The sequence below is a fragment of the Gordonia sp. KTR9 genome, assembly GCF_000143885.2.
In the GTDB taxonomy this organism is placed as follows: Bacteria; Actinomycetota; Actinomycetes; order Mycobacteriales; family Mycobacteriaceae; genus Gordonia.
In genome coordinates, this window is sequence record NC_018581.1 from 3,103,158 (window position 1) to 3,128,339 (window position 25,182).

At 68.7% G+C, this 25,182-nt stretch carries 20 protein-coding genes; 6 read left to right on the forward strand and 14 right to left on the reverse strand.

Features of this window, described 5'->3' with window-relative positions:
* Positions 1–58: 58 nt before the first annotated feature.
* The 13 genes from argF to infC form a co-directional block, all read right to left on the reverse strand.
* Positions 59–982 (reverse strand): ornithine carbamoyltransferase, encoded by a 924-nt coding sequence (gene argF / locus KTR9_RS14830; RefSeq protein WP_010844367.1) that lies wholly within the window; start codon positions 980–982, stop codon positions 59–61.
* Positions 979–2,214 (reverse strand): acetylornithine transaminase, encoded by a 1,236-nt coding sequence (locus KTR9_RS14835; protein ID WP_014927039.1) that lies wholly within the window; start codon positions 2,212–2,214, stop codon positions 979–981. Before KTR9_RS14835 ends, argF begins: the two co-directional genes overlap by 4 nt.
* Positions 2,211–3,128 carry an acetylglutamate kinase gene (gene argB, locus KTR9_RS14840; RefSeq protein WP_014927040.1) on the reverse strand — a complete coding sequence of 306 codons (918 nt, stop codon included), beginning with the start codon at positions 3,126–3,128 and terminating at the stop codon, positions 2,211–2,213. The genes KTR9_RS14835 and argB overlap by 4 nt, the downstream gene beginning before the upstream one ends.
* Positions 3,125–4,393 carry a bifunctional glutamate N-acetyltransferase/amino-acid acetyltransferase ArgJ gene (gene argJ, locus KTR9_RS14845; RefSeq protein ID WP_014927041.1) on the reverse strand — a complete coding sequence of 423 codons (1,269 nt, stop codon included), beginning with the start codon at positions 4,391–4,393 and terminating at the stop codon, positions 3,125–3,127. The genes argB and argJ overlap by 4 nt, the downstream gene beginning before the upstream one ends.
* Positions 4,390–5,415: an N-acetyl-gamma-glutamyl-phosphate reductase gene (argC, locus tag KTR9_RS14850; RefSeq protein WP_014927042.1), complete on the reverse strand. Its 1,026-nt coding sequence runs from the start codon at positions 5,413–5,415 to the stop codon at positions 4,390–4,392. The genes argJ and argC overlap by 4 nt, the downstream gene beginning before the upstream one ends.
* A 211-nt stretch (positions 5,416–5,626) precedes the next feature.
* Positions 5,627–8,104 (reverse strand): phenylalanine--tRNA ligase subunit beta, encoded by a 2,478-nt coding sequence (pheT, locus tag KTR9_RS14855; protein ID WP_014927043.1) that lies wholly within the window; start codon positions 8,102–8,104, stop codon positions 5,627–5,629.
* A gap of 59 nt (positions 8,105–8,163) precedes the next feature.
* Positions 8,164–9,216 carry a phenylalanine--tRNA ligase subunit alpha gene (gene pheS, locus KTR9_RS14860; RefSeq protein ID WP_010844361.1) on the reverse strand — a complete coding sequence of 351 codons (1,053 nt, stop codon included), beginning with the start codon at positions 9,214–9,216 and terminating at the stop codon, positions 8,164–8,166.
* A 118-nt stretch (positions 9,217–9,334) separates the two neighbouring features.
* Positions 9,335–10,729, reverse strand: a complete 1,395-nt coding sequence (locus tag KTR9_RS14865; RefSeq protein WP_014927045.1) for an acyltransferase family protein — start codon at positions 10,727–10,729, stop codon at positions 9,335–9,337.
* Between the two features lie 157 nt (positions 10,730–10,886).
* Entirely contained in the window at positions 10,887–13,361 is a 2,475-nt protein-coding gene (locus tag KTR9_RS14870; protein ID WP_044506789.1) for a Tex family protein, read from the reverse strand.
* A 46-nt stretch (positions 13,362–13,407) separates the two neighbouring features.
* Positions 13,408–14,217: a TrmH family RNA methyltransferase gene (locus KTR9_RS14875; RefSeq protein ID WP_014927047.1), complete on the reverse strand. Its 810-nt coding sequence runs from the start codon at positions 14,215–14,217 to the stop codon at positions 13,408–13,410.
* A gap of 47 nt (positions 14,218–14,264) precedes the next feature.
* A complete protein-coding gene (rplT, locus tag KTR9_RS14880; protein WP_010844357.1) occupies positions 14,265–14,645 on the reverse strand; it encodes a 50S ribosomal protein L20 in 381 nt (126 codons plus the stop codon).
* 43 nt (positions 14,646–14,688) lie between these two features.
* Positions 14,689–14,883 (reverse strand): 50S ribosomal protein L35, encoded by a 195-nt coding sequence (gene rpmI, locus KTR9_RS14885; RefSeq protein WP_004018754.1) that lies wholly within the window; start codon positions 14,881–14,883, stop codon positions 14,689–14,691.
* A 116-nt stretch (positions 14,884–14,999) separates the two neighbouring features.
* Positions 15,000–15,641, reverse strand: a complete 642-nt coding sequence (gene infC / locus KTR9_RS14890) for a translation initiation factor IF-3 (RefSeq protein WP_084817310.1) — start codon at positions 15,639–15,641, stop codon at positions 15,000–15,002.
* 267 nt (positions 15,642–15,908) lie between these two features.
* On the opposite strand from infC, the gene KTR9_RS14895 reads away from it, so the two are divergent.
* Both KTR9_RS14895 and KTR9_RS14900 read left to right on the forward strand, forming a co-directional pair.
* Positions 15,909–16,334 (forward strand): DUF1844 domain-containing protein, encoded by a 426-nt coding sequence (locus KTR9_RS14895; protein WP_014927049.1) that lies wholly within the window; start codon positions 15,909–15,911, stop codon positions 16,332–16,334.
* Between the two features lie 114 nt (positions 16,335–16,448).
* Positions 16,449–16,736 (forward strand): hypothetical protein, encoded by a 288-nt coding sequence (locus KTR9_RS14900; protein ID WP_010844354.1) that lies wholly within the window; start codon positions 16,449–16,451, stop codon positions 16,734–16,736.
* 95 nt (positions 16,737–16,831) lie between these two features.
* Here the strand turns inward: KTR9_RS14900 and uvrA are convergent, their stop codons facing one another.
* Positions 16,832–19,714, reverse strand: coding sequence for an excinuclease ABC subunit UvrA (gene uvrA / locus KTR9_RS14905; protein ID WP_014927050.1), 2,883 nt, complete (start codon positions 19,712–19,714; stop codon positions 16,832–16,834).
* Between the two features lie 242 nt (positions 19,715–19,956).
* Between uvrA and KTR9_RS14910 the strand changes: the two genes are divergently transcribed.
* The 4 genes from KTR9_RS14910 (at position 19,957) to KTR9_RS14925 (ending at position 25,160) form a co-directional block, all read left to right on the forward strand.
* Entirely contained in the window at positions 19,957–20,655 is a 699-nt protein-coding gene (locus KTR9_RS14910; protein WP_014927051.1) for an MBL fold metallo-hydrolase, read from the forward strand.
* A gap of 266 nt (positions 20,656–20,921) precedes the next feature.
* Positions 20,922–22,016 (forward strand): DoxX family protein, encoded by a 1,095-nt coding sequence (locus KTR9_RS14915; RefSeq protein ID WP_010844351.1) that lies wholly within the window; start codon positions 20,922–20,924, stop codon positions 22,014–22,016.
* A gap of 106 nt (positions 22,017–22,122) precedes the next feature.
* Positions 22,123–22,815, forward strand: a complete 693-nt coding sequence (locus tag KTR9_RS14920; RefSeq protein WP_014927052.1) for a hypothetical protein — start codon at positions 22,123–22,125, stop codon at positions 22,813–22,815.
* Positions 22,812–25,160: a HelD family protein gene (locus KTR9_RS14925; RefSeq protein WP_014927053.1), complete on the forward strand. Its 2,349-nt coding sequence runs from the start codon at positions 22,812–22,814 to the stop codon at positions 25,158–25,160. Before KTR9_RS14920 ends, KTR9_RS14925 begins: the two co-directional genes overlap by 4 nt.
* Positions 25,161–25,182: the final 22 nt, after the last annotated feature.

Consider the following 25,182-nt stretch of genomic DNA (forward strand, 5'->3'; position numbering starts at 1 on the left):
TCCTGGTCATGGTCGGTTCGACGCTCACTGTCGTTCCCCGGTCACTCGTGGTACCGGATCACTGGTGGTCCAGCAGCCAGATCAGCAGGGCCTTCTGCGCGTGCAGGCGGTTCTCGGCCTCGTCGAACACCACGCTGCGGGGACCGTCGATCACCGAGGCGGTGATCTCGTCGCCGCGATGCGCAGGCAGACAATGCAGCACGATCGCGTCGTCCGCGGCATGAGCGAGGAGTTCGTCGTTGATCTGGTACGGCCGGAACGGCGCCGTGCGGTCCTTGCCGTCGGCCTCCTGCCCCATCGACACCCAGGTGTCGGTCACCAGCACGTCGGCACCGGTCGCGGCGGCGACGGGATCGGTCACCAGCTTCACCGAGCCGCCGGTCTGCGCGGCGCGCTTCTCGGCGGCCGCGATGACCACGGGGTCGGGCTGGAAACCGTCCGGCGAGCTGATGATCACGTGCATGCCGGCCGTGACGCCGCCGAGGGCCAGCGAGTGCGCCATGTTGTTGGCACCGTCACCCAGATACGTCATCGTCTGCCCCGCAGGCGCACCCTTGTGCTCGGCGATGGTCTGCAGGTCGGCGAGCACCTGGCACGGGTGGAACTCGTCGGAGAGGGCGTTGACCACGGGCACGGTGGCGGTCGACGAGAGCGCTTCCAAGCGGTCCTGCCCGAACGTCCGCCACACGATCGCGTCGACGAAGCGGGACAGGACGAGACCGGTGTCCTCCAGCGTCTCCTCGCGCCCCAGCTGCGTCGTCCGGCCGTCGACGACGACCGCGTGACCGCCGAGCTGGGCGATGCCGACCTCGAACGAGAACCGGGTTCGGGTGGAGTTCTTGTCGAAGATCACCCCGACTCCCCGCGGGCCCTCCAATGGCCGGAAGTCGAACGGTTTCGCCTTGACCTCGGCCGCGAGTGCGAGCACCTCGGCCTGCTCGGCCGGGGTCAGATCGTCGTCGCGCAGGAAGTGTCTGGTCATGGCTTGTCCCCCTCGTTCGATGTGGCGGCGTGTGCGGCCGCAGCGGTGTCTGACAGGGCCGCTGCCGCGGCGGTGTCGAGCAGTTCTGGCAGTGCGCGCACGAAACCCCGTCCCTGCTCCTCGGTGAGGATCAGCGGTGGGGCCAGGCGTAGGACGTCGGGCGCGGGCGCATTGATGAGGAATCCGGCGTCCCGGGCCGCGGCCTCGACGCGCTGCGAGAGCGGTTGGGTCAGCACCACTCCGAGCAACAGCCCCGACCCCCGCACGTGGGACACCAGCGGGTGCTGCAGATCCTCGATACCGGTCGCGATCGACTTCCCCACCGCTGCAACAGAATCGAGTAGATCATCGGACTCGATGACCTGGAGTACGGCCAGCGCGGCGGCCGCACTGACGGGATTGCCGCCGAAGGTGGTGCCGTGTTGACCGGGCTCGAACAGGTCGGCAGCGGGGCCGGTGGCGATACACGCGCCGATCGGGAGGCCACCGCCGAGCCCCTTGGCGAGCGTCATCACATCGGGCACCACGCCCACCTGCTGATGGGCGAAGAACGTTCCGGTCCGGGCGACGCCGGTCTGCACCTCGTCGAGGATCAGCAGTGCGCCGCGCTCCTCGGTGATCCGGCGTGCGGCCGCCAGATAGTCGGCCGGGGGCACCACGACGCCGGCCTCCCCGAGGATCGGCTCGAGGATCACCGCGGCGGTCTGGTCGGAGACCGCCGCGTCGAGGGCGTCGACGTCTCCGTAGGGAACGAACCGCACGCCGGCGGGCATCGGTTCGAACGGCGTGCGCTTCGCCGGCTGTCCGGTCATCGCGAGCGCACCCATCGTCCGGCCGTGAAAGGCCTTCTCGGCGGCGACGATCTCGGGCCGACCGGTCCGCCGGGCGAGCTTGAACGCGGCCTCGTTGGCCTCGGTCCCGGAGTTGCAGAAGAAGACGCGACCCGGGTGGCCGAACCGGTCGAGCAACTTCTCGGCGAGCTCGACCACGGGCGGCGCGATGTACAGGTTCGACACGTGCCCCAGCGTCTGGAGCTGAGTGGTCACTGCGTCGACGATCGCCGGGTGCGCATGACCGAGGGCGTTCACCGCGATCCCGCCGAGGAGATCGAGATAGCGCTTGCCGTCGGCGTCGGTGACATACGCTCCCGAACCCTCGACGAGGGCGATGGCGGGGGTGCCGTAGTTGTTCATCAGCGACTGTGTCCAGCGCTGCTGCAGTGGAGCGGTCATGCGTCCTCCTCGGGAACCACGACGGTGGTGCCGGTCGAGCTCTCGGTCAACAGTTCGGCCAGTACCGAATGGGCGACACGCCCGTCGATCACGTGCGCGCGGTCGACGCCGCCGGTGACCGCGCGCAGGCACGCCTCCATCTTGGGGACCATGCCGGAGTCGAGCGACGGCATCAGCTCGGTCAGTGTGTCCGTGTCGATCTGGGACACCAGGGACCCGCGGTCGGGCCAGTCCGTGTACAGACCCTCGACGTCGGTCAGCATCACGAGCCGAGCAGCACCGAGCGCCTCGGCGAGAGCACCTGCCGCGGTGTCGGCGTTGATGTTGTGCACCACCCCGTCGCGGTCCGGCGCGATCGTCGAGACGACCGGGATACGGCCGGCGGCCACGAGGTCCAGCACGGCCGAGGTGTTGACCGACGCGATGTCGCCGACGAGACCGATGTCGGTGGGCACGCCCTCGACGAGCACCGTGCGGCGCGTCGCGGTGAACAGATGGGCGTCCTCGCCGGTGATGCCGACCGCGTACGGGCCGTGCGAGTTGATCAGCCCCACGAGCTCGCGCCCGACCTGGCCGAACAGGACCATCCGGGCCACGTCCATGACCTCCGGGGTCGTCACCCGGAAACCGCCCTTGAACTCACCGGAGAGTCCCAGACGTTTCAGCATCGCCGAGATCTGCGGGCCGCCACCATGAACCACCACGGGATGCATGCCGCACGCGCGCAGGAAGACCATGTCCGCCGCGAACGCCTTCTTCAGCGCGTCGTCGATCATGGCGTTGCCGCCGTACTTGACGACGACGGTCGCACCCGCGAGTCGCTGCAGCGCGGGAAGGGCTTCGGCGAGGACCTTCGCCTTCGCGAGGCCGGCGGCCGGGTCGATCGGGTGGGCCCCCGATGTCGTCCCACTCATGACGAGTACGCCGAATTCTCTTCGACGTACGCGTGGGAGAGATCAGTGGTCCGGACACTCGCCGCGGACTCCCCCAGCTTCAGGTCGACGACGACGGTGATGTCCGGACCCGACAGGTCCACATCGCGAGCTCCCTCGACGCCGAAACCGTTCTCGCACATTGGACTCCCGTTGAAGGACACGGCGATCCGGTCGGGATCGATCGTGACCGGCGAGGCACCGACAGCGGCCAGCACCCGGCCCCAGTTCGGATCCGACCCGAACAAGGCGGTCTTCACCAGGGAGTCGCGCGCGACGGCGCGGGCGACGGTCAGCGCGTCGTCCTCGGTATCGGCCCCCATCACCGTGATGACGACCCGTTTGGTGACGCCCTCGGCGTCGGCCATCATCTGGGCGGCGAGATCGTCGCAGACCGCGAACACCGCGTCGTCGAGGTCGGTCTGCTCGACCGGGATCTGGCTGGCGCCCGAACTCAGCAGCAGCACCGTGTCGTTCGTCGAACACGAGCCGTCGATGTCGAGCCGGTCGAAGGTCCGTGCCGTCGCCCTGCGCAAGGCGGTGTCGAGTTGCTCGGGGGTCGCGGCGGCGTCGGTCGTGAGGACCACCAGCATGGTCGCCAGCGACGGCGCGAGCATGCCCGCCCCCTTCCCCATGCCGCCCACGTTCCACCCCTGCGGATGATGCAGCGCAGCCTGTTTGGGCACGGTGTCGGTGGTCATGATCGCGTGCGCGGCATCCGTCCCGCCGGACAGGCCGCCGCCCATGTCCTGGACGATCTCGGTGACTCCGGCAAGCACCTTGTCCATCGGCAGCCGGTCGCCGATCAGCCCGGTGGAGCACACTGCGACCTCGACCGCACCGGTGCTGGTCCCCCAGTTGCTGAGCGCGTCGGCCACGGCCTCCGCGGTCTTGTGGGTGTCCTGGAATCCGCCCGGTCCGGTGCAGGCGTTCGCGCCGCCGGAGTTGAGGATCACCGTGCGCAACCGGCCGGTGGTGAGGACTTGCTGCGACCACAGCACCGGCGCCGCCTTCACCTGATTGCGGGTGAAAACGCCTGCGGCGGAGTGATCGGGACCCTCGTTGAACACGAGCGCGAGGTCGAGCGCGCCGGACGCCTTGATCCCGGCGGCGATGCCGGCGGCCCGGAATCCGAGCGGTGCGGTGACGCCCTGCCCCCGCACGAGGCGGGGATGGTCGCCGGGTGCGCCGCCCTCGATCCGGTCCTGCCCGGTGTCGGTGCTGTCGGTGTCGTGCGATCCGGTCACGGTGCCACTCCCACGGTGCTCAGTCCCTCGTTCTCGGTCCAACCCAGAGCCAGGTTCATCGATTGGACGGCGGCACCGCCGGTGCCCTTGGTCAGGTTGTCGACCGCTCCGACGACCACTAGGGTCTGCGCGCGTTCGTCGACGGTCACGCCGAGCTGTACGGCGTTGGAGCCGATCACCGAACCGGTGGCGGGTAGCCGCCCTTCCGGCAGGACGTGCACGAATTCCTCGTCGGCATAGGCCTTTTCGTACACCGCGCGGGCCTCCTCGGCGGTCGCTGCAGTGCGCGCGGTGCACGTGGCGAGGATCCCGCGGGCCATCGGGGCGAGGATGGGCGTGAACGAGACGGTCACCGGCTGGTCCGCGGCGGCCGACAGTGCCTGGGAGATCTCCGGTGTGTGCCGGTGGACCCCGCCCACCCCATAGGCCCGCGCGGACCCGATGACCTCGGACGCCAGGAGATCGACCTTGGGTGACCGGCCGGCACCCGAGGCACCGCTCACCGCGACGACGGTCACGTGCGGGTCGGCGATGCCCGCGGCGATCGCCGGGAGCAGCGACAGGATCGAGACCGTCGGATAGCAGCCCGGTACCGCGATCCGACTCGCATCCTTGAGCACCTCCCGATTGCCGGGCAGCTCCGGCAGACCATACGGCCAGGTCCCGGCGTGGTCGCCGCCGTAGTACGACGTCCATTCACCGGCGTCGCGGAGCCGGAAGTCCGCACCGCAGTCGATGATGAGCGTGGTCGGCGGCAGCGCATCGGCGATCACCGCCGACGCGCCGTGCGGCAACCCCAGGAAGACGACGTCGTGCCCGGCGAGGATCTCCGGCGTCGTGTCCTGCAGCACCCGGTCGGCTAGCGGGAGCAGATGAGGGTGGTGGGTGCCCAGGAGTGTCCCGGCGTTGCCGCCCGCGGTGAGCGCACCGATCTCGAACTCACCGAATCGCAGACGGGGATGCCCGCACAGCAGCCGAAGGATCTCGCCACCCGCGTAGCCGCTCGCGCCGGCCACCGCCACCTTCACCTTGCCGGTCGAGGATGTCCCTGCACTGCCGGTCGAGGACGAACCCTCGCCGCTGGTTGAGGACGAACCCTCGCCACTGGTCGAGGACGAATTCTCGCCGCTGGTCGAGCGCAGTTCGCCGCTGGTTGAGCTTGTCGAAGCCATGGGATCATTATGCAGCAGGGTGCAAATGAATTCACTCAGGGGTGGGTGTGGATCTGGACTGTCAGCGGAGTCGGGCCCCCACCCGGGCGGCTGCGGCATCGACGGCGGCCAGCTTGGCCTCGTTGGCCTCTTCCTCGGTGAGTGTCCGGTCGGGTGCGCGGAACCGCAGGGAGAACGTCAACGACTTGTTCCCCGCGCCGACCTGCTCGCCGGTGAAGACGTCGAACAGCGCGATGTCCTCGAGCAGGTCGCCGGCCCCGTCACGCAGCGCCTTCTCGACGTCCGCGGCCGGGACATCGCCACCGACGACGACGTTGACGTCCTGCAGCACCGCGGGGAACACCGACACCGACGGCGCCGGAAGTCTCTCGCCCAGGGGCAGCGCGTCGACGTCGATCTCCACTGCGCAGGTTCGCTTGGGCAGATGGGCTCGCTCGAGTATCGCGGGGTGGAGCTCGCCGGCGTATCCGACCGTGCGTCCGTCGACCGTGAGCCGCGCGCAGCGGCCGGGGTGCCACGGGCGGTGATCGTCGGCCGTGAGCTCGACGGTGACACCGGCCGCCCGGCCGATCGTGCGTGCCGCCTCGAAGGCGTCGAGATGGTCGGCGGCGCGTCCCGGACCCCAGGGTCCGGCCGGATCGCGCAGTCCGGTGAGTACGACGCCGACGTGCAGCGGCTGGTGCGGCAGGGAGGCGTCGAGCGCGGCGATCTCCTCGTCGGTGGGACGGCGGGTCACGTCGAGCGCCGGCACCGCGGCCACGTGATCGCCCGCGACGACGACCTGTCCGATGGTGAAGAGCGACAGATCGCGCTGTCCCCGGGCGATGTTGCGGGCCGCCATCTCGAGGAGGCCCGGCAGCAGCGTCGTGTTCAGCTCGGGACGGTCGGACTCGAGCGGGTTGAGGACCTTGACCGTACGTCGCCGTTCGTCGTCGGCCGGGAGGTCCCAGAGGTCGAACACACCCGACGGCATGAACGGGTACGGCAGGACCTCGACGTACCCGTCGAGCGCGAGCGTGCGCCCGATGCTGCGCCGGCGTCGCTGGACCGGTGTCAGACCGGTGCCGCCGGGTGCCCGGGGAACCACGGCGGGGATGTCCTCGAGACCTTCGAGCCGCAGGACCTCCTCCACGAGGTCGGCGCGCTGACGGAGGTCGGGTCGCCAGGAGGGCGGGAACACGTCGAGTTCGTCGGTTCCGGTCACCACACAGCCGACCTCGGTCAGTCGGGTCAGGGTGGTGCCGGGCGGGTAGCCGACCCCCGCGACGCGGTCCGGTTCGTCGGCCGCGATGGAGATCGTCGGCCGGGCCGGGGTCTGGACGTGTGTCTCCGCGAGCGGCGAGGCGACCCGCCCACCGGCGATCTCGACGATCAGCTGCGCCGCGCGATCGGAGGCCACCGCGGTGATCTCGGGATCGACGACCCGCTCGAACCGCTTGCTCGCCTCGGAGGTCAGCTTGTGGCGCTTCGCGGTACGGAAGACCCGAACCGGATCGAAGGTCGCCGACTCCAACAGCACAGTGGTGGTCTCGGACCCCACCTCGGTGCTCGCGCCGCCCATGACCCCGGCCAGCGCGATCGGCCCGGATTCGTCGGTGATCAGCACGTCCTCGGGGTCGAGGACGCGCACGGTGTCGTCGAGGGTGGTGAGCTTCTCCCCCGGTTGTGCCGAGCGGACGGTGACGGTGCCCGTGACCCGGTCGGCGTCGAAGGCGTGCAGGGGCTGACCGAGCTCGATCATCACGTAGTTGGTGATGTCGACGATGGCCGAGATCGGACGGATCCCGGCGACCATGAGCCGCTTCTGCATCCACCACGGCGAGATGGCCGTCGGGTCGACGCCGGTGATCACCCGTGCGGTGTAGCGCGTCGCGCCGGAGTCCTCGTCGATGGCGACGGGCCACGCCGGGACCGACCCGTCGTCCGGCAGGTCCGCCGATCGCAGTCCCGGATCGACGAACGGCACCCCGAAGCTGCCGGCGAGTTCGCGGCCCAGACCGCGCACCGAGAACGCGTAACCGCGGTCGGGGGTGACGTTCACATCGATCGCGGCGTCGTCGAGTCCGAGGACCTCACGGGCATCGGCGCCCGGTTCGGCGGTGCCCGGCGCGAGTACCAGGATGCCGCTGTGATCGGTACCGATCCCCAGCTCGGAGACCGAGCAGATCATGCCGTCGGAGACCCGGCCGTAGGTCTTGCGTGAGGCGATCTCGAACGGACCGGGGAGCACGACACCGGGCAGGGCGGCGACGATCAGGTCACCTTCGGCGAAGTTGCGCGCGCCGCACACGATCCCGCGCGGCTCGGCCTCACCGACGGCGACCGTGCAGAACCGGATCGGCTTCTTGAACTCGGTGAGTTCCTCGATCGTCTCCACGCGACCGATCACGAGCGGACCGGTGATCTCCGGGAACGCCTCGATGTCCTCGATCTCGAACCCGACGCGAACGAATCCCGCGTCGATCTCCTCGGTGGTCGCCGACCACTGCGGGTCGCCGGATCGGAGGACCTCGGTGTACCAGGACTGTGGTGCACGCACTGTGTATCAACTACTTTCGTCGCGTCGTGAGAAGTCGGCGGAGGTGCGGCCGCGTGGTGTCAGGCGGCCGGACCGAACGGGAGGGTGAAACGGATGTCACCCTCGACCATGTCGCGCATGTCGGAGATGTCGTTGCGGAACTGCAGGGTGCGCTCCAGACCCATGCCGAAGGCGAAGCCGGAGTAGACGTCGGGATCGATACCGCTGGCGCGCAACACATTCGGATTGACCATGCCGCAACCGCCCCACTCGACCCAGCCCGGCCCGCCCTTCTTGGCGGGGAACCACACGTCGACCTCGGCGGAGGGTTCGGTGAACGGGAAGTAGCTCGCCCGCATACGGGTCGTCGTCTCCGGTCCGAAGAGCGCTCGGGCGAAGGTCTCGAGGGTGCCGCGCAGATTGGCGAGCGTGAGCCCCTTGTCGACGGCGAGGCCCTCGATCTGATGGAACACCGGCGTGTGGGTGGCGTCGAGTTCGTCGGTCCGGAACGTACGGCCGGGACAGGCGACGTAGATGGGCAGGTCGCGGCTCAGCATCGACCGCACCTGCACCGGCGAGGTGTGCGTCCGCAGGACCTGACGAGACCCCTCGGGCGCGATGTAGAAGGTGTCCTGCATGGACCGGGCGGGATGATCCGGAAGGAAGTTGAGCGCGTCGAAGTTGTAGTGCTCGGTCTCGACCTCCGGGCCCTCCGCGATCTCCCAGCCCATCCCGACGAACACGTCGGCCACCTGCTCGGCGATGACGGTGATGGGATGACGTGCACCCACCGGACGCCGCCCACTCGGCAACGTCACGTCGATGGATTCGGCGACGAGGACCGCCGCGTCGCGCTCGGCGTCGAGGACTGCGGTGCGCGCCTCCAGAGCCGCCGACACCCGGCCGCGGACCTGATTGACCAGTTTGCCCGCCTCCGAGCGCTGGTCCTTGGGAATCGAACCCAGCGCGCGGCGGGCGAGAGCGATCGGCGAGCGGTCACCGAGGTGCGCCGACTTGGCCGCGGCGAGCTGATCGAGATCTACCGCCGCCTCGAAGGCCGCGATCGCCGCGGATGCGGCCGCCTCGAGGTCGTCGGGTCCCGGGAATGCCGTTGCGTCGGCGGAAGTGGCCACGGTGGGCGTGCTCCTCATGCGTCGATCGGTGGATGGTGGGCCACCGTCGTCCCGCTGCGCACGCTGACCCAGCGGCACACCTCGGGTGCCGACGATGACTCCCGTCGAGGGTAGTCGACTACCGCGACGCGCTGACCTGCCGGGAGCCCCGTCTCCGGGAAGCAACTCCCGCCGTGGTCCGGCGACCGGCGGGAACCGCCAGCCCACGAGCGGCGACGGCACACACGAGGCCCACGACCAGCCACCACACGCCTCCACCGGCCAGTCCGGCACGCGCGACCATCAGGATCGCCACGCCGACACCGGCCAGCAGCATCAGCAGGGTCGCATTCCGCAGCGGCCCGCTGCGTCGGGCAACGGGATCGTCCCACCACGGCAGGGGCCGGTTCTCCAGCGGCGACAGCACCCCGACCACCGGGATCATGGCCGCGAGCAGCAGCAGGGTCTGCACACCGACGACGGCCCCGAACGATGCCGACCCGACATCGGCACGGTCGACACCGAGCGCAGCACCGGTCCCGATGATCGCCGCGAGCACCGGCAGATGCCACAGATAGAGCGTCATCGCACCCCGGTTGCCCAGCACCACCCACCACCAGACATTCGGACGGCCGACGACGACCGCGAGGAACCGGCGCACGGCGATCGCGCCCGCGCACAACACGATCGCGTGGCCGGCGAGCAGCAGGCTCGGCGGACTCATGTTGGACAACTGCTGGCCCGGCACGGTCACGAGCGAGACCTCGTACGGCCCCCACGAGACGAGGGCGAGGTCGGCGACGAGCGCGCCGACGGCCACCGCGAGTGCCGTGGCGGGTCGGAGGATCTTCTTGGCGTAGGCGACTCCGAGGACAGCGGGGATCGTCCACACGGTGAGGAAGTTCAGGTAGCCCAGTGCGGCGGGACCGTCCGCCAGTCGGACGGCGTCGACGATCGCCGTACTCCCCCAACAGAACGCCAGAGCGAGCGCCACGCCACCACCGGAGGAGAGCCGTTGCAGAAACGGGACGACGGCCAGCACGAGCAGGTAGGCGCCGAGAAACCACAGCAACTGCACCCCGAGACGCGCGACGACGTCGGCCGCTGCCGAGGCACCGATGCGGGACAGGACGGCGTACACGGCCCCGACGGTTCCGAGGTACCAGAAGACCGGGCGCAACAAGCGCTGCGACCGCCCGAACAGCCACTGCCCCGCCGTCGGGATGTCGGCGGGGCCGCGTGAGGTCCAGCCGAGGGTCGCCGCGGCGGCCCCGGCGAAGAAGAACAGCGGCAGCACCTGCAGCACCCAGGTCGCCGGCTGCAATGCGGGCACGTCGCCGAGCGTGTTGCCCAGATGGATCGCGCCGTCGGCGACCTCGACGGTGAGCATGATCGAGTGGCCGCCGACGACCACGACGAGCGAGACGATGCGGAGGAGGTCGACGACGCGATCACGGTTGCCGGTGAGAGCGTCGAGGTCACGGGTACCCGGCAGACCGGTCGACTCCGGTCGTCCGGATTCGGTGCTGAGCATGCCATCAGTCTCGGCAGCGGCGGCCGCGACGACCTGAGCAGAACTACTCGGTCGGGGTCAGCAATTCCCGTGTCGCCGGACGCCGGCCGGAACGTCTGGACACCACCTGTGCCCGTGGCGGCCCGGTTCGAGAAACCGGACCGCCGGGGCTGTGACGCTACTTGCCGAAGCCGGCTCGCTTGAGCGCGTCGGCCATCGCTCCGCTGGGCGCCGGCCGCCGATCGTTGCGATTCCCGCCTCGATTGGCCTGACCTCCCCGGCCACCCTGCCCGGCCGGGTTGCCGCGACCGCCGCCGCGCTGGTCGTTCTTACGCGGCTGCCCGCCGCCGCGCGGAGAGTCCTCACGCGCCTGACCGCGAGGTGCGCGGGCAGGCTTGCCATCGCTCCCCGGCTCGTCGTCGAGCCGGAGCGACAAGCCGATGCGCTTGCGTTCGACGTCGACGTCCATGACCTTCACCTTCACGATGTCACCGGACTTGACGACCTCGTGGGGGTCGGAGACGAAGCGGTGCGCCATCGCGGAGACGTGGACGAGTCCGTCCTGGTGGACACCCACGTCGACGAACGCACCGAAAGCGGCCACGTTGGTGACCTGACCTTCGAGGACCATGCCCGGGGTGAGGTCGGAGACCTTCTTGATACCGGTGGCGAAGGTGGCGGTCTTGAACTCCGGACGCGGGTCGCGTCCCGGCTTGTCCAGTTCGGCGATGATGTCGACGACGGTCGGACGACCGAACGTCTCGTCGACGAACTCCTCGGGACGCAGCGTGGTGAGGGTCGCGGTGTCTCCGATCAGCGACCGGACATCGGTGCCCACCTTCTCGATGATGCGAGTGACGACCGGATACGCCTCGGGGTGCACGCTCGACGCGTCGAGCGGATTGTCGCCGTCGGCGATGCGCAGGAAGCCTGCGCACTGTTCGAACGCCTTGGGTCCGAGTCGGGGTACAGCGGTGATCTGCTTGCGATTCCGAAACGCGCCGTTGGTGTCACGATGCGCGACAATCGATTCCGCGAGACCGGCGGTGATGCCGGAGACCCGGGACAGCAGGGGCACCGAGGCGGTGTTCACGTCGACGCCCACCGCGTTCACCGCGTCTTCGACGACCGCGCCGAGCGAGCGCGCGAGCAGGGTCTCGGAGATGTCGTGCTGGTACTGGCCGACCCCGATGGACTTCGGGTCGATCTTCACGAGCTCTGCGAGCGGGTCCTGGAGTCGACGCGCGATCGAGACCGCGCCGCGGATGGAGACGTCGAGGTCGGGCAGCTCCTTCGAGGCGTAGGCCGACGCGGAGTACACCGAGGCACCGGCCTCGGACACGACGACACTCGTCGGCGGAGTCTTGCCGGCCGCCTTGATCGCGGACAGCAGTTCCCCGGCGAGCGCGTCGGTCTCCCGCGAGGCGGTGCCGTTGCCGATGGCGATGAGTTCGACGCCATGCTTCTCGACCAGCGCGCCCAGCACGGCCAGCGAGCCGGACTTGTCACGCCGGGGCTCGTGGGGGTAGATCGTCGCGGTGTCCACGACCTTGCCGGTCGCGTTCACGACGGCGACCTTCACACCGGTCCGCAGACCCGGATCGAGCCCCATGGTCGTGCGCGATCCGGCGGGCGCGGCCAGCAGGAGGTCTTTGAGGTTCGTCGCGAACACGGCGACCGCATCCGCTTCCGCGGCCTGACGCAGCCGCATCCGGACATCGAGGGACAACCCGACGAAGAGCTTGGTGCGCCATGCCCATCGCACCGTGTCGACAAGCCAGCGGTCGGCGGGACGGCCCTGATCGGAGATGCCGAAACGGGCGGCGATCCGCTGCTCGTACGGCCCGGGGCCGGCGGGCCGGTCGCCAGCCTCGGGATCGGCGTCGAGAGTGACCGAGAGGATCTCCTCGCGCTCCCCGCGCAGCACCGCCAGGACCCGATGCGACGGCAGCGAGGTGAACGGTTCGGAGAACTCGAAGTAGTCGGCGAACTTGGCGCCGGCCGACTCCTTGCCCTCGCGAACCGCGGTGCGCAGCACTCCCGTCTGCCACATCAGTTCGCGGAGTTCACCGACCAGGTCGGCGTCCTCGGCGAACCGCTCCACCGCGATCGCCCGAGCACCGTCGAGTTGCTCGGCGGTGAAGGTCGACGGGTCCGTCGTCGGGTCCGAGAGCAACGCATCGGCCACGGGCTCGTGGCCGGCCTCGCGCGCGATCTGGGCCTTGGTGCGGCGCTTGGGCTTGTAGGGAAGGTAGATGTCCTCGAGGCGCGCCTTGGTGTCGGCCTCGAGGATGCGTGCGTCGAGAGCGGCGTCGAGCTTGCCCTGCGCGGCGATCGATTCGCGGACCGCCTGACGTCGGGCTTCGAGGTCGCGCAGGTAGCCGAGACGCTCGTCGAGCGTGCGGAGTTGCGCGTCGTCGAGACCACCGGTGGCCTCCTTGCGGTACCGGGCGACGAACGGAACGGTCGATCCACCGTCGAGCAGTTCGATCGCCGCCCGCACCTGGCCGACGCCCACACCGAGCTCGGTGGCGATCGCCAAGGCGATGCGGGAGTTCACGACCGCGGGATCGGGCGCGGGCACCGTCTGCGGTGCGGCGGCCGGCGAGCCGGGGGTCGCGGGCGCGGGTTCGGGGGCGGAGTCGGGTGACACAGTTTCTGACACGATCGCCGACCCTACCGGCCGACTCGGACAGCGGTCAGACGCGACCCGCCGCGCGGTGGACGCGAGCGCTCTCGTACAGACAGATGGCCGCCGCGGCAGCGACATTCAGGCTCTCCGCGCGACCGCGGATCGGAATGGACACGCGATGGTCGGCCGAGCGCTGAGTGTGCGGCGGCAGCCCGTGCGCCTCGTTGCCGAAGAGCCAGGCGACGCGGCCGGCGAGGATGTCGCCGGCGGAGTCCAGGTCGACCTCGCCGTCGGCCGCCGTGGCGAGCAGCGTGACACCGGCCGCGCGAATGGCGTCGAGCGCGTCCTCGACGGACCGCTCGCGCACCACGGGCACCGTGAACACGCTTCCCGCACTCGCCCGGACGCACTTGCCGTTGTGCGGATCGACGGCGTCGCCCAGCAGGACGACGGCGTCGGCGCCCATCGCGTCGGCGCACCTGATCAGCGTCCCCGCATTGCCGGGCTCACGGGCCTCGACGGCGATCGCCAGGAGCCGGGGTTCACCGGCGAGAGCGGACCCGAGCGGAACGTCGAGAAGCGGACAGATCGCGAAGATGCCTGCGGGCGTGGATGTCTCAGCGAGTTTGGACGCGGCACGGTCGGTGATCACCGACACCGGTATGCCGGCCGCCGTGGCGGTCTCGACGAGAGCGCGGTGGCGGTGGTGCTCCTCGTCGGCGATCAGGAGCGCCTCGACCCGTCCGACGGAGAGCGCCGACGCGACGGCATTCGCCCCTTCGGCGAGGAAGCGACCCTGCTCCCGCCGCTCGGCGGCGCGATGCAGCTTCGCATACGACACGACCCGCGAGGATCGCTCGGACAGGATCTCCGTCATCGGAGGCTCGTCCGCGCGACTCGCGGGTCGTGGGTGCTGGGGCGCAATCAGGCAGCCGGGGCGTTGACGTCGGCCGGCAGTGCCTTGCGGGCGACCTCGACCAGACCGGTGAAGGCCTCGGGATCGGTCACGGCGATGTCGGCGAGCACCTTGCGGTCGACCTCGACACCAGCGGCCTTCAGGCCCTGGATGAGTCGGTTGTAGGTGATGTCGTTGGCGCGGGCCGCGGCGTTGATACGCGAGATCCACAGCTTGCGGAACTCACCCTTGCGCGCGCGACGGTCGCGGTAGGCGTAGTTCAGCGAGTGGAGCTGCTGCTCCTTCGCCTTGCGGTACAGGCGCGACCGCTGTCCGCGGTAGCCCTTGGAGGCCTCGAGGGTGGACCGACGCTTCTTCTGGGCGTTGACGGCCCTTTTCACGCGTGCCATGTGTTAGATCCTTTTGCTTGTCAGATGTCTGGGGTCGCTGGCGTCAGCGGTTGAGCAGTCGCTTGATGCGCGGGGCGTCGTTCTCGCTGACGACGGTGGTGCCGTCGAGACGACGGGTGCGCTTGGACGACTTGTGCTCGAGCAGGTGGCGGCGGTTGGCCTTCTGGCGGACGATCTTTCCGCTGCCGGTCACCTTGAAGCGCTTCGCGGTGCCCTTGTGGGTCTTGCTCTTCGGCATGTTCTTCCTTCTCTCGGGCGAACTCGGGCACCGGACCTGGCGAGGTCCGGTGTGTACCGGGTTCGCGTGTCGTGATCTCGGCCGGAACGGTTCGGACTCTCGTCCGGCCGATCGACTCAGTTCTCGTCCGCGGCGGCCTTCGGGCCACCGGAACGTTCACGGCTCTCTTGCGCCTTCTGGCGGGTCTTCGCGCCCTTGTGCGGGGCGAGGACCATCGTCATGTTGCGACCGTCCTGCTTGGCCGACGTCTCGACGAAGCCGTAGTCGGCGACGTCGTTGCCCAGGCGCTGCAACAGTCGGTAGCCGAGCTCGGGACGGGACTGCTCGCGGCCGCGGAACATGATGGTGACCTTCACCTTGGATCCCGCCTCGAGGAACCGGATGACGTGACCCTTCTTGGTCTCGTAATCGTGGTCGTCGATCTTGGGACGGAGCTTCTGCTCCTTGATGACGGTCATCTGCTGATTGCGACGCGATTCGCGCTGCTTCTGGGCCGCTTCGTACTTGAACTTGCCGTAGTCCATGATCTTGCAGACCGGCGGACGGGCGTCCGGAGCCACCTCGACCAGGTCGAGATCGGCCTCGTAGGCCAAGCGAAGCGCATCTTCAACACGCACGATGCCCACCTGCTCCGAGTTGGGTCCGACGAGTCGGACCTCAGGGACGCGGATGCGCTCGTTGATGCGGGTCTCAGTGCTGATGGGGCCTCCTTGTTCAATCCTGCAGTGGTAACCGTCGCGTCGTGGCGAGGGACGTATGCAAGAGAACCTGCGGGACACCTCAGCAAGGAAGCCCCGGGACTGTTGTCCGCGGGGCTCCGATACCGACCGGTTCGCAACGCGGATGCCATCACTGACACACGTTGCCGCCGATGTACAGCTCAGCATCGAAAGATGCGATCTGCGACGATCGGCGTGAACCGGACCGTGCAACTGCGAGTGACCTCGCGTCGAACGGTGGGAGCGGAACTCCACTTACGACCCCGGCGCATACCAGGGCGGTCGTGCTATGGGAGTCTAACAGCCATGGCCGAGAACTCCTATTCGTCACCTGCACCGTTACCCCCGGAAGGTGCGACGGGTGGCGGCGCCGACACGGAAGATGCAGCGCACACCGATCCGGACAACGTCCGTGACCTGGGCGATATTCCGGCCATCGAGGTCATCACCCGGTCCATCGTCATGCTGATGAGTGCGGCGGCCGAGAAGCTCGGACTGGCCGAGGGCACCCCCGCCGACCGCATCGACCTCCCCGAGGCCCGCACCCTGATCACCGCCCTGGCCGGCATCGTCGACGCGTCGAAGGCCGATCTCGGCATCCATGCCGCGCCCATCCGTGACGGCCTGAAGAGCCTGCAGCTGGCGTTCCGGGAGGCGAGTGCCTACCCGGACGAGCCCGGCGAGGGCCCGGGCGAGAAGTACACCGGTCCGGTTCGCGCGCCTCGGCGGTAGCGGTTCCTGCTGGTTGAGCAGGCGAGGAGCGTAGCGACGAAGCCCGCACTCCTGCTGGTTGAGCAGGCGAGGAGCGTAGCGACGAGCCGTGTCGAAACCCTCTACCCTGGACTCATGACGAATGCCGATGAGCCCGGGGGATCCGACGAGATCGTCGATGCCGAGATCGTGCCGACCGCCCCGGTACCGGGAGCGTTCCCCGATCCGAACTACTCCGACAGCGGCGTCCCGACCTTCGATTTCGTCCGCGACAAGATCGAGAACCGGATCACGACCGCGATCGGTTCCCAGGAGCTCGCGGAGGCCAGTCCGGAAGGACACAGCGTCGACGAGATGATGCGCAAGCGCGACGAGGCCGCGAAGAAACGTCTCGATGAGATCCGCAAGTCGATGGGCAAGTAGGCCCGGCAACACTTACACGGAATCGCCACTTCCCCGCAGACGCACAGGTTGTGACCAGCGCTGCTGCAACGGAAGTGGCGATTCTGTCCGGTGGGTCAGCCGACCGACGCCACCGCGTGGTCGATGTCGACGATCTCGGCCAGGAACTTGCCGGTGTGGCTGCCCGGGGTCGCCGCGATGTCCTCCGGGACACCTTCGGCGACGACGGTCCCGCCGCCTGCGCCGCCCTCGGGTCCCATGTCGATGACCCAGTCGGCCGTCTTGATGACGTCGAGGTTGTGCTCGATCACGATGACCGTGTTGCCCTTGTCGACCAGGCCGTTGATCACGGCGAGCAGCTTCTTGATGTCCTCGAAGTGAAGCCCGGTGGTGGGTTCGTCGAGGATGTAGACGGTCCGGCCCATCGACCGCTTCTGCAACTCGGCGGCCAGCTTGACGCGCTGCGCCTCGCCACCGGACAGGGTCGGTGCCGGCTGTCCGAGCCGGACGTAACCGAGACCGACGTCGACGAGTGTCTTGAGGTAGCGGTGGATCGACGTGACGGGTTCGAAGAAGTCGGCTGCCTCTTCGATCGGCATGTCGAGGACCTCGGAGATGGTCTTGCCCTTGTAGTGCACTTCGAGGGTCTCCCGGTTGTAGCGCGCACCGTGGCAGACCTCGCACGGGACGTAGACGTCCGGCAGGAAGTTCATCTCGATCTTGATCGTGCCCTCGCCGGTGCACGCCTCGCAGCGGCCGCCCTTGACGTTGAACGAGAACCGGCCCGGTTGGTAGCCGCGCACCTTGGCCTCGGTGGTCGCCGCGAAGAGCGTCCTGATCTTGTCGAAGACACCGGTGTAGGTGGCCGGGTTGGACCGCGGGGTGCGGCCGATCGGCGACTGGTCGACCTGGACGAGCTTGTCCAGGTTGTCCAGACCCTTGATGCGCGTGTGACGGCCGGGCACCTGCCGCGCACCGTTGAGTTTGTTGGCGAGCACGGTCGCCAAGATGTCGTTGACGAGCGTCGACTTGCCCGACCCCGAAACACCGGTCACCGCGGTCATCACGCCGAGCGGGAATGACACGTCGATGCCACGCAGGTTGTGCTCGCGCGCACCGACGACGGTCAGCTGCCGCTTGCGGTCGATCGGCCGGCGGATCTCCGGCACCGGCAACGTGTCGCGACCCGCGAGGTACGCACCGGTCAGCGACTTCCGGTTCTTCAGCAGGTCCTTGTAGCTACCGCTGTGCACGACGTGGCCGCCGTGCTCGCCGGCCCGGGGACCGATGTCGACGATCCAGTCGGCCGCGCGGATGGTGTCCTCGTCGTGTTCGACGACGATGAGTGTGTTGCCGAGATCCCGAAGACGGGTCAGCGTGTCGATGAGCCGGCGGTTGTCGCGCTGGTGCAGACCGATCGACGGCTCGTCGAGGACGTAGAGCACGCCCGCGAGGCCGGATCCGATCTGGGTGGCCAGTCGGATGCGCTGTGCCTCACCGCCCGACAGCGAACCCGCCGCGCGCTCCAGGGACAGGTACTCGAGCCCGACGTCGAGCAGGAACCGGATGCGGGCCTGGACCTCTTTGAGGACACGGCCGGCGATGGCTGCCTGCCGCGAGTCGAGCTGCAGCTGGTCGAGGAAGTCGGCACAGTCGGCGACCGACAGTGCACACACCTCGGCGATCGACTTCGGCCCGTACTCCGGGTGATCGAGCGTCACCGCGAGGATCTCGGGGCGGAGGCGCGCACCCTGACATGCGGGGCACGGCACGTCGCGCATGTAGCCCTCGTAGCGCTCCTTCATCTGCTCGGACTCGGTCTGGTCCATGCGGCGCGCGAGGAACGAGAGGACACCCTCGAACTCGGTGTAGTACGACCGGGTCCGGCCGTATCGGTTGCGGAACTTGACGTGGACCTGGTGATCGCTGCCGTTGAGCAGAGCCCGACGCGCCTTAATGGGCAGCTTCTTCCAGGGCGTGTTGATGTCGAACTTCATCTGGTCGGCCAGACCCGACATCAGCCGGAGGAAATAGTCGGCGTTGTGTCCGGTCGACCACGGCGCGATCGCACCTTCGGCGAGTGACATCTCCGGGTCGGGCACGACGAGTTCCTCGTCGACCTCCTTGCGGACGCCGAGCCCGTCGCATTCCGGGCAGGCGCCGTAGGGCGAGTTGAACGAGAACGACCGCGGTTCGAGGTCGTCGATCGCGATCGGGTGCGCGTTCGGGCAGGCCATCCGCTCCGAGAAGCGCCGCTCGCGCTCCGGGTCGTCCTCGTCGAGGTCGACGAAGTCGAGCACGATGATGCCGTCGGCCAGGCGCAGACCGGTCTCGACCGAATCAGTCAGGCGCTGTTTGGCACTGCTCTTGACCACCAGACGGTCCACGACCACCTCGATGTCGTGCTTCTCCTGCTTCTTCAACTTCGGCGGATCGGTCAGCGGGTGCACGACCCCGTCGATGCGCGCACGTGAGAAGCCCTGCGTCTGGAGTTCGGCGAACAGATCGACGAACTCACCCTTGCGGGTGCGGACAACCGGCGCGAGGACCTGGAAACGCGTGCCTTCGTCCATCGCGAGGACCTGGTCGACGATCTGCTGAGGCGTCTGCTTGGCGATGGGCTCGCCGCAGATCGGGCAGTGCGCCTTGCCCGCGCGGGCGTAGAGCAGACGTAGGTAGTCGTAGACCTCGGTGATCGTGCCGACGGTCGACCGAGGATTGCGGTTGGTGGACTTCTGATCGATGGACACCGCGGGCGAGAGACCCTCGATGAAGTCCACGTCCGGCTTGTCCATCTGCCCGAGGAACTGCCTCGCGTAGGCGGACAGCGACTCGACGTAGCGCCGCTGTCCCTCGGCGAAGATCGTGTCGAAGGCGAGGGACGACTTGCCCGATCCCGACAGCCCGGTGAAGACGATGAGGCTGTCCCGGGGCAGGTCGACATCGATGCCGCGCAGATTGTGTTCGCGGGCACCTCGGACGATCAGACGATCAACCACTGCAGTCCTAACATTCTCGAGTCACAGGGCGCACGGCCGGCGCAGGGGCACAGTACCGACGGCCACCGACAGGATCGTCATCACGAGCTCGCCCCGGGAAAGATTCGGAGCCCGACGACCGGGCGATCGGTCTCGCCGCCCGTGTGTCATCGTCGAACCGATAGTCCAGGATACGCGCGCCACGCAAACCCTCAGGGTCACGACCGTCACATTCCGGCCGCCCGCTGTCATAGCCTGTCGGCATGACCTCCGAAGCGACACCGATCAGTGACACCTACACCGGCGATCTCTCCGAGTCGAAGACCCCGCAGCGCCGCACGCTGTCGTCGGCCACGATCGTGAAGTTGTCCGTCGGTCCGATGGACAACAACGTCTACGTGGTGACCTCCCGCGCGACAGGTGATCAGCTGATCATCGACGCAGCCAACGACGCGGACACGATCACCGAGGTGCTCTCGGCTGTCGAGGGGACCCCGAAACTGATCTTCACGACCCATCAACACTTCGACCATTGGCAGGCCCTCGCCGCTGTGGCCGAGTCGACCGGGGTTCCCACCGCTGCCGGACGACTCGACGCCGGCGAACTCCCGGTCGCACCCGACCGCCTCGTCGACGACGGTGACGTGATCGAGGTCGGCGACCTCTCCTTCGAGGCCATCCACCTCGTCGGACACACTCCGGGGTCGATCGCCCTCGCCCTCACCGACGTGAGTGACGGCGGCGAGCGAACCGTGCACCTGTTCACCGGCGACTGCCTCTTCCCGGGCGGCATCGGGAAGACCTGGAAGCCGGAGGACTTCGACACCCTCCTCGAGGATGTCTCGACGAAGCTGTTCGACCGGTTCGACGACTCGACCGTCGTCTATCCCGGACATGGCAAGGACACGACTCTGGGTGCCGAGCGCGGGTCGTTGCCGGACTGGCGCGAGCGCCGCTGGTGACCACTGCGGCGCGAGCGTCGCGGGTGACCACTGTGGCGCGAGCGACGCTCGTGAACACCGGGTGTTTGGTCTTCGTCGTGGACGGTTACCTGTTCATCGGATCGTTCGGCGAGACGTGACCCGGGAGGCCCCGCGAGCGGCAAACTCTTCACGGCACGCCGAGTGACCTGCAGATTCGTCGCGAGGGGGTAGCGTTGAACGGGCCAGAAACGTGCTTCACCCGACGGATCTCGATAGCCAAACCCGACTGAAGAAGGTTGTGACCGATGATTCTCCGCCGTATAGCCCGTCCGCTCCTCGCCTCGGCGTTCGTCGCCAGCGGCGTGGACGCCATCCGGAGCCCCAAACCGATCGCGCAATCCGCGGAACCGGTTGTGGACAAGGCCCGGTCGTCGCTCCCGCCGGAGGTGGCCGGCCGGATCCCGGAGAACACCGAGACGCTGGTCCAGATCAACGCGGCCGCCCAGATCGGCGGCGGCATCCTCCTCGCGACCGGTAAGTTCCCGCGAGTCGCGTCGGTCGTCCTGGCCGGGACACTGATCCCGACCACCGCGGCCGGCACCGATTTCTGGAACGAGGCGGACCCGGTCAGGAAGGAAGCGCAGCGCAACGCCTTCATCAAGAACGTCGGTCTCCTCGGCGGCGTTCTCCTGGCTGCCGTCGACACCGAGGGCAAGCCCTCGCTCGCGTGGCGCGGACGTCAGAAGGCTTCCGCCGTCGCCGCGGCCCTGCCGATCGGTGCCGCCGCCGGGTCGTCGACCTGGGAACACCTCGTCGAACGCACGCACGACGGCGCCGAGATCGTCTCGGAGCGGTCTGCCGACGCCGCGGCGAAGTTCCGCGAGCACGCTCCCGAGATCGCCGAGGCCGCGCAGAAGCGTTCGCTCGAGTTCGCCGAGAAGGCTGCGGACACCGCATCCGACGTCGCCGACCGCATCCGTGACCGCGCCCCGGTTCTGGCCGATGCGGCGCTCGTTCGTTCGTCGGAACTCGCCGACACCGCTCTCGCGCGCTCGTCGGATCTCGCCGAGACCGCCCGCAAGCGAGGCCCGAAGCTCGTCAAGGAAGCGCAGAAGCGAGCCGAGAAGGCCCAGAAGCAGGCCAAGAAGGCGCAGAAGCAGGCCAAGAAGAAGGCTCCGAAGATCGCCGATTCCGCCCGCGACCGCGCGTCGGATCTCGCCGACACCGCGCGCAAGCGCGCACCCGAGTTCGCCGACGTGGCCCGTGACCGCTCCGCCGAGCTGGCCGACGTGGCCCGCGCACGATCGGCCGAGCTCGCCGAGACCGCGCGTCAGCTCGCCGCGGCCGCCGAGGACTCGGCCGATCAGGGCCGCAAGCGTCTGCGCAAGGCACGTCGCTGATCCCTCGGGATCCTTTCGCGCACGAGCACAAGATACGAGCACGACCCTGAACACAACCGATCTCACGACCACGGACGCGGTGCACCCGCCGGAGGATTATCCCTGGGTGCCCGCGTCCGTGGCGCTGAGAGAGGCAGTGCTACACGACGTGCTCGGCCATCCGGCGTTCGGGACCGTTCCGCCCGTCGGCGCCCGGCTGGTCGTCGCAGTCGGATCCAACGCAGCCCCGGACGTCCTGCGACGCAAGCTGGCGCACGTGCCGTCGGCGGACACGATCTGCCTGCGGGCAGTCCACGTCACGAACATCACAGTCGGCCATTCCGCGCATGTCGCAGCCCGCGGCTATCTACCTGCTGCCCCGGTCTTCGCAGGTCAACAGACAATCGGGACCATCGCGGCCTGGCTCGGTCCCGCACACGTCGCGGCACTGGACGCCACCGAACCCAACTACCATCGACAGACAGTGAATACGCGCGACCACCCCTTGACACATGGCCGGCCCGCCACTCTCCTCTCGGACGATCGGCCGCCCCTGCCCACGGATTTCGACCTCTACGTGTCCCGGCACGGCGTGCTCGCCGACCCGGCGACCGGTGAACCACTCCCCTTCGGTCCGCAGGCCGACGTTCTCGCATGGTTGTCCCGAAAGCTCGACGATGTGTCCCTCGCTGCCCCGGCATCGCAGGTGTGCACGCGACTGGCGGCCGATCCTCAGGCGACGACCGGTCGGATCCGGGCCGCCGGATTGTCCCGGCCGTGCGGGTCCGACGATCTGCTGCCGATCGGACACGGCCGATGACCGCGCTCTCTCCGGACACCGATCCCCGGGTGGACGAGGAACAACGGCACCTCGACCGCGTGTACGGCCGCCTCGACCGGATGCGGCGGACCACGCAGCGCCGGTTGTCGTCGACGTTGTCCGAGCGAGGCGGCACCCCGCAGGCCTTGTCCGAGCGCGAGTCGTACGAGCGGATGTACAACGAGGATCTCGCCAAATTCGATGCCGCCGAACACAATCTGTACTTCGGACGACTCGATCTCGAAGATGGCGAAGTCCGGCGCATCGGACGCATCGGTGTCCTCGACGACGGTTTCGCCGACGACGGCGAGCTCGACGCCACCGCAACCGACGCCACCCTCCTGCTCGACTGGCGCGCTCCCCTGGCCCGTCCGTTCTATCTGGCGACCCCAGCGGCGCCCGAGGACGTCGCGCGCCGTCGGCACATCCGCACCCGCAGCCGCAAGGTCCGCGGCGTCAGCGACGAGTCCCTGACCGCCGGCGATGCCCTACTCGACGACTTCGGGCACGGCGACGTCGTCAACGAGTCGGCACTGGTGGCAGCACTCAATGCGGCGCGCACCGGTGAGATGACCGACATCGTCGAGACCATCCAGCGCGAGCAGGACCTGATCATCCGCTCAACCCACCGGGGAGTCACCGTCATCCAGGGCGGCCCCGGCACCGGCAAGACCGCGGTCGCACTCCACCGGGCCGCCTATCTGCTCTACACCCATCGCGAGAACCTCTCGCGCAGTGGCATTCTCATCATCGGACCCAATGACGACTTCCTGAACTACATCGGCCAGGTGCTCCCCTCACTGGGCGAGTCCGGCGTACTCCTGTCGACCATCGGGGATCTGTTCCCCGGCGTGCGGGCGGGCACCGAGGACCCGCGGCCGACCGCGGCGGTCAAGGGTGGACTGCGGATGGTCGACGTACTCAAGCGAGCGGTCCGCGCACAGCAGTCGCTGCCGTCGCGGCCCGAGGCGGTGGATTTCGACAGCTACCGGGTCGAGATCGACTCCGAGCTGATCAAGACCGCACGTGCCAAGGCCCGCGCCACGCGTCGCGCCCACAACCTGTCGCAGAACGCCTTCCTCAAGGCGGGACTCGCCGAGCTCGCCGCGCGGCATGCGGCGACGATCGGATCGAGCCTGCTCGACGGCTCGCAATTGCTCAGTCCCGCCGACATCGCCGACATCCGCGACGACATGAGCCGCGATCCCGACATCCGTGCCGCGCTGTTGCGATACTGGCCGACTCTCACGCCGCAGGCACTGTTGCGCGACCTCCTCGCCGACGAGCGGGCGATACGCAAGGCCACCCCGGGATGGACGGACGCCGATCGTGCTGCGCTGCAGCGGTCGTCGCGGCCGGCCACGACGACGGGCGAGGATTTCTCACCGGCCGACGTCCCGCTGCTGGACGAGCTCGCCGAGCTGATCGGTTATGGCACCGAGGACGCCGAGCGGGCCGAACGCGCACGCTGGCGCCGCCAGCTCGCCGACGCACAAGACGCCCTGGACATCCTGACCGGCTCGGCGCCTCAGGACCTCGAGGACGAACTCGACCCCGAGATCCTGATGGCCTACGACCTGATCGATGCCGAGCAACTCGCCTCCCGCCAGACCGAGACCCGGCGCGCCACCACAGCCGAGCGCGCCTACGGCGACCGGACCTGGACGTTCGGCCACGTCATCGTCGACGAGGCCCAGGAGCTCTCGGCGATGGCCTGGCGCATGGTGATGCGGCGCATCCCGAATCGGTGGATGACGATCATCGGCGACACCGCCCAGACGTCCGACGAGGCGGGCACCCGCTCGTGGGGCGAGGTCCTCGAGCCGTACGTCGCGAGCCGCTGGCAGTTCAAGGAACTATCGGTCAACTACCGGACGCCCAGCGAGATCATGGAGTACGCGGCCCGTGTGCTCGACGAGATCGGCAACGGCGAGAAGGCGCCGACCTCTCTGCGCAGCAACGGGATCGAACCGGTGGCACTGCGCGCGAACGGTGGGTCGCCGCAGGACATCGTCGCCACCGTCCTCCGAGCCGTCGCGCTCGCCGAACCCGAGGGCCTCACCGCCGTCGTGGTCCCCGATCACCTGCACGACGTGATCGATGCGGCGCTGTCGCCGGACGGCTTCGCCCTCACCGACCGCGAGCCGCCCCGGGTGTACACGGTACGAAGCTGCAAGGGCCTGGAGTTCGACACGACGATCGTCGTCGAGCCCGCTGCGATCATCGACCAGTCGCCGCGCGGACTCAGCGACCTGTACGTCGCCCTCACCCGGGCGACCCAGCGACTCGTCGTCGTCCATCGCGACGAGCTCCCCGACGTACTCGGAGACCTCCCGAACGGCTGATCGGCGTGGGAATCGCGTCGCG

Coding starts and splice junctions, on each gene's coding strand:
- argF (WP_010844367.1), bottom strand. CDS start 982: ATGACCAGACACTTCCTGCGCGACGACGATCTGACCCCGGCCGAGCAG.
- KTR9_RS14835 (WP_014927039.1), bottom strand. CDS start 2,214: ATGACCGCTCCACTGCAGCAGCGCTGGACACAGTCGCTGATGAACAAC.
- argB (WP_014927040.1), bottom strand. CDS start 3,128: ATGAGTGGGACGACATCGGGGGCCCACCCGATCGACCCGGCCGCCGGC.
- KTR9_RS14865 (WP_014927045.1), bottom strand. CDS start 10,729: ATGCTCAGCACCGAATCCGGACGACCGGAGTCGACCGGTCTGCCGGGT.
- KTR9_RS14875 (WP_014927047.1), bottom strand. CDS start 14,217: ATGACGGAGATCCTGTCCGAGCGATCCTCGCGGGTCGTGTCGTATGCG.
- rplT (WP_010844357.1), bottom strand. CDS start 14,645: ATGGCACGCGTGAAAAGGGCCGTCAACGCCCAGAAGAAGCGTCGGTCC.
- rpmI (WP_004018754.1), bottom strand. CDS start 14,883: ATGCCGAAGAGCAAGACCCACAAGGGCACCGCGAAGCGCTTCAAGGTG.
- KTR9_RS14895 (WP_014927049.1), top strand. CDS start 15,909: ATGGCCGAGAACTCCTATTCGTCACCTGCACCGTTACCCCCGGAAGGT.
- KTR9_RS14900 (WP_010844354.1), top strand. CDS start 16,449: ATGACGAATGCCGATGAGCCCGGGGGATCCGACGAGATCGTCGATGCC.
- KTR9_RS14910 (WP_014927051.1), top strand. CDS start 19,957: ATGACCTCCGAAGCGACACCGATCAGTGACACCTACACCGGCGATCTC.
- KTR9_RS14915 (WP_010844351.1), top strand. CDS start 20,922: ATGATTCTCCGCCGTATAGCCCGTCCGCTCCTCGCCTCGGCGTTCGTC.
- KTR9_RS14925 (WP_014927053.1), top strand. CDS start 22,812: ATGACCGCGCTCTCTCCGGACACCGATCCCCGGGTGGACGAGGAACAA.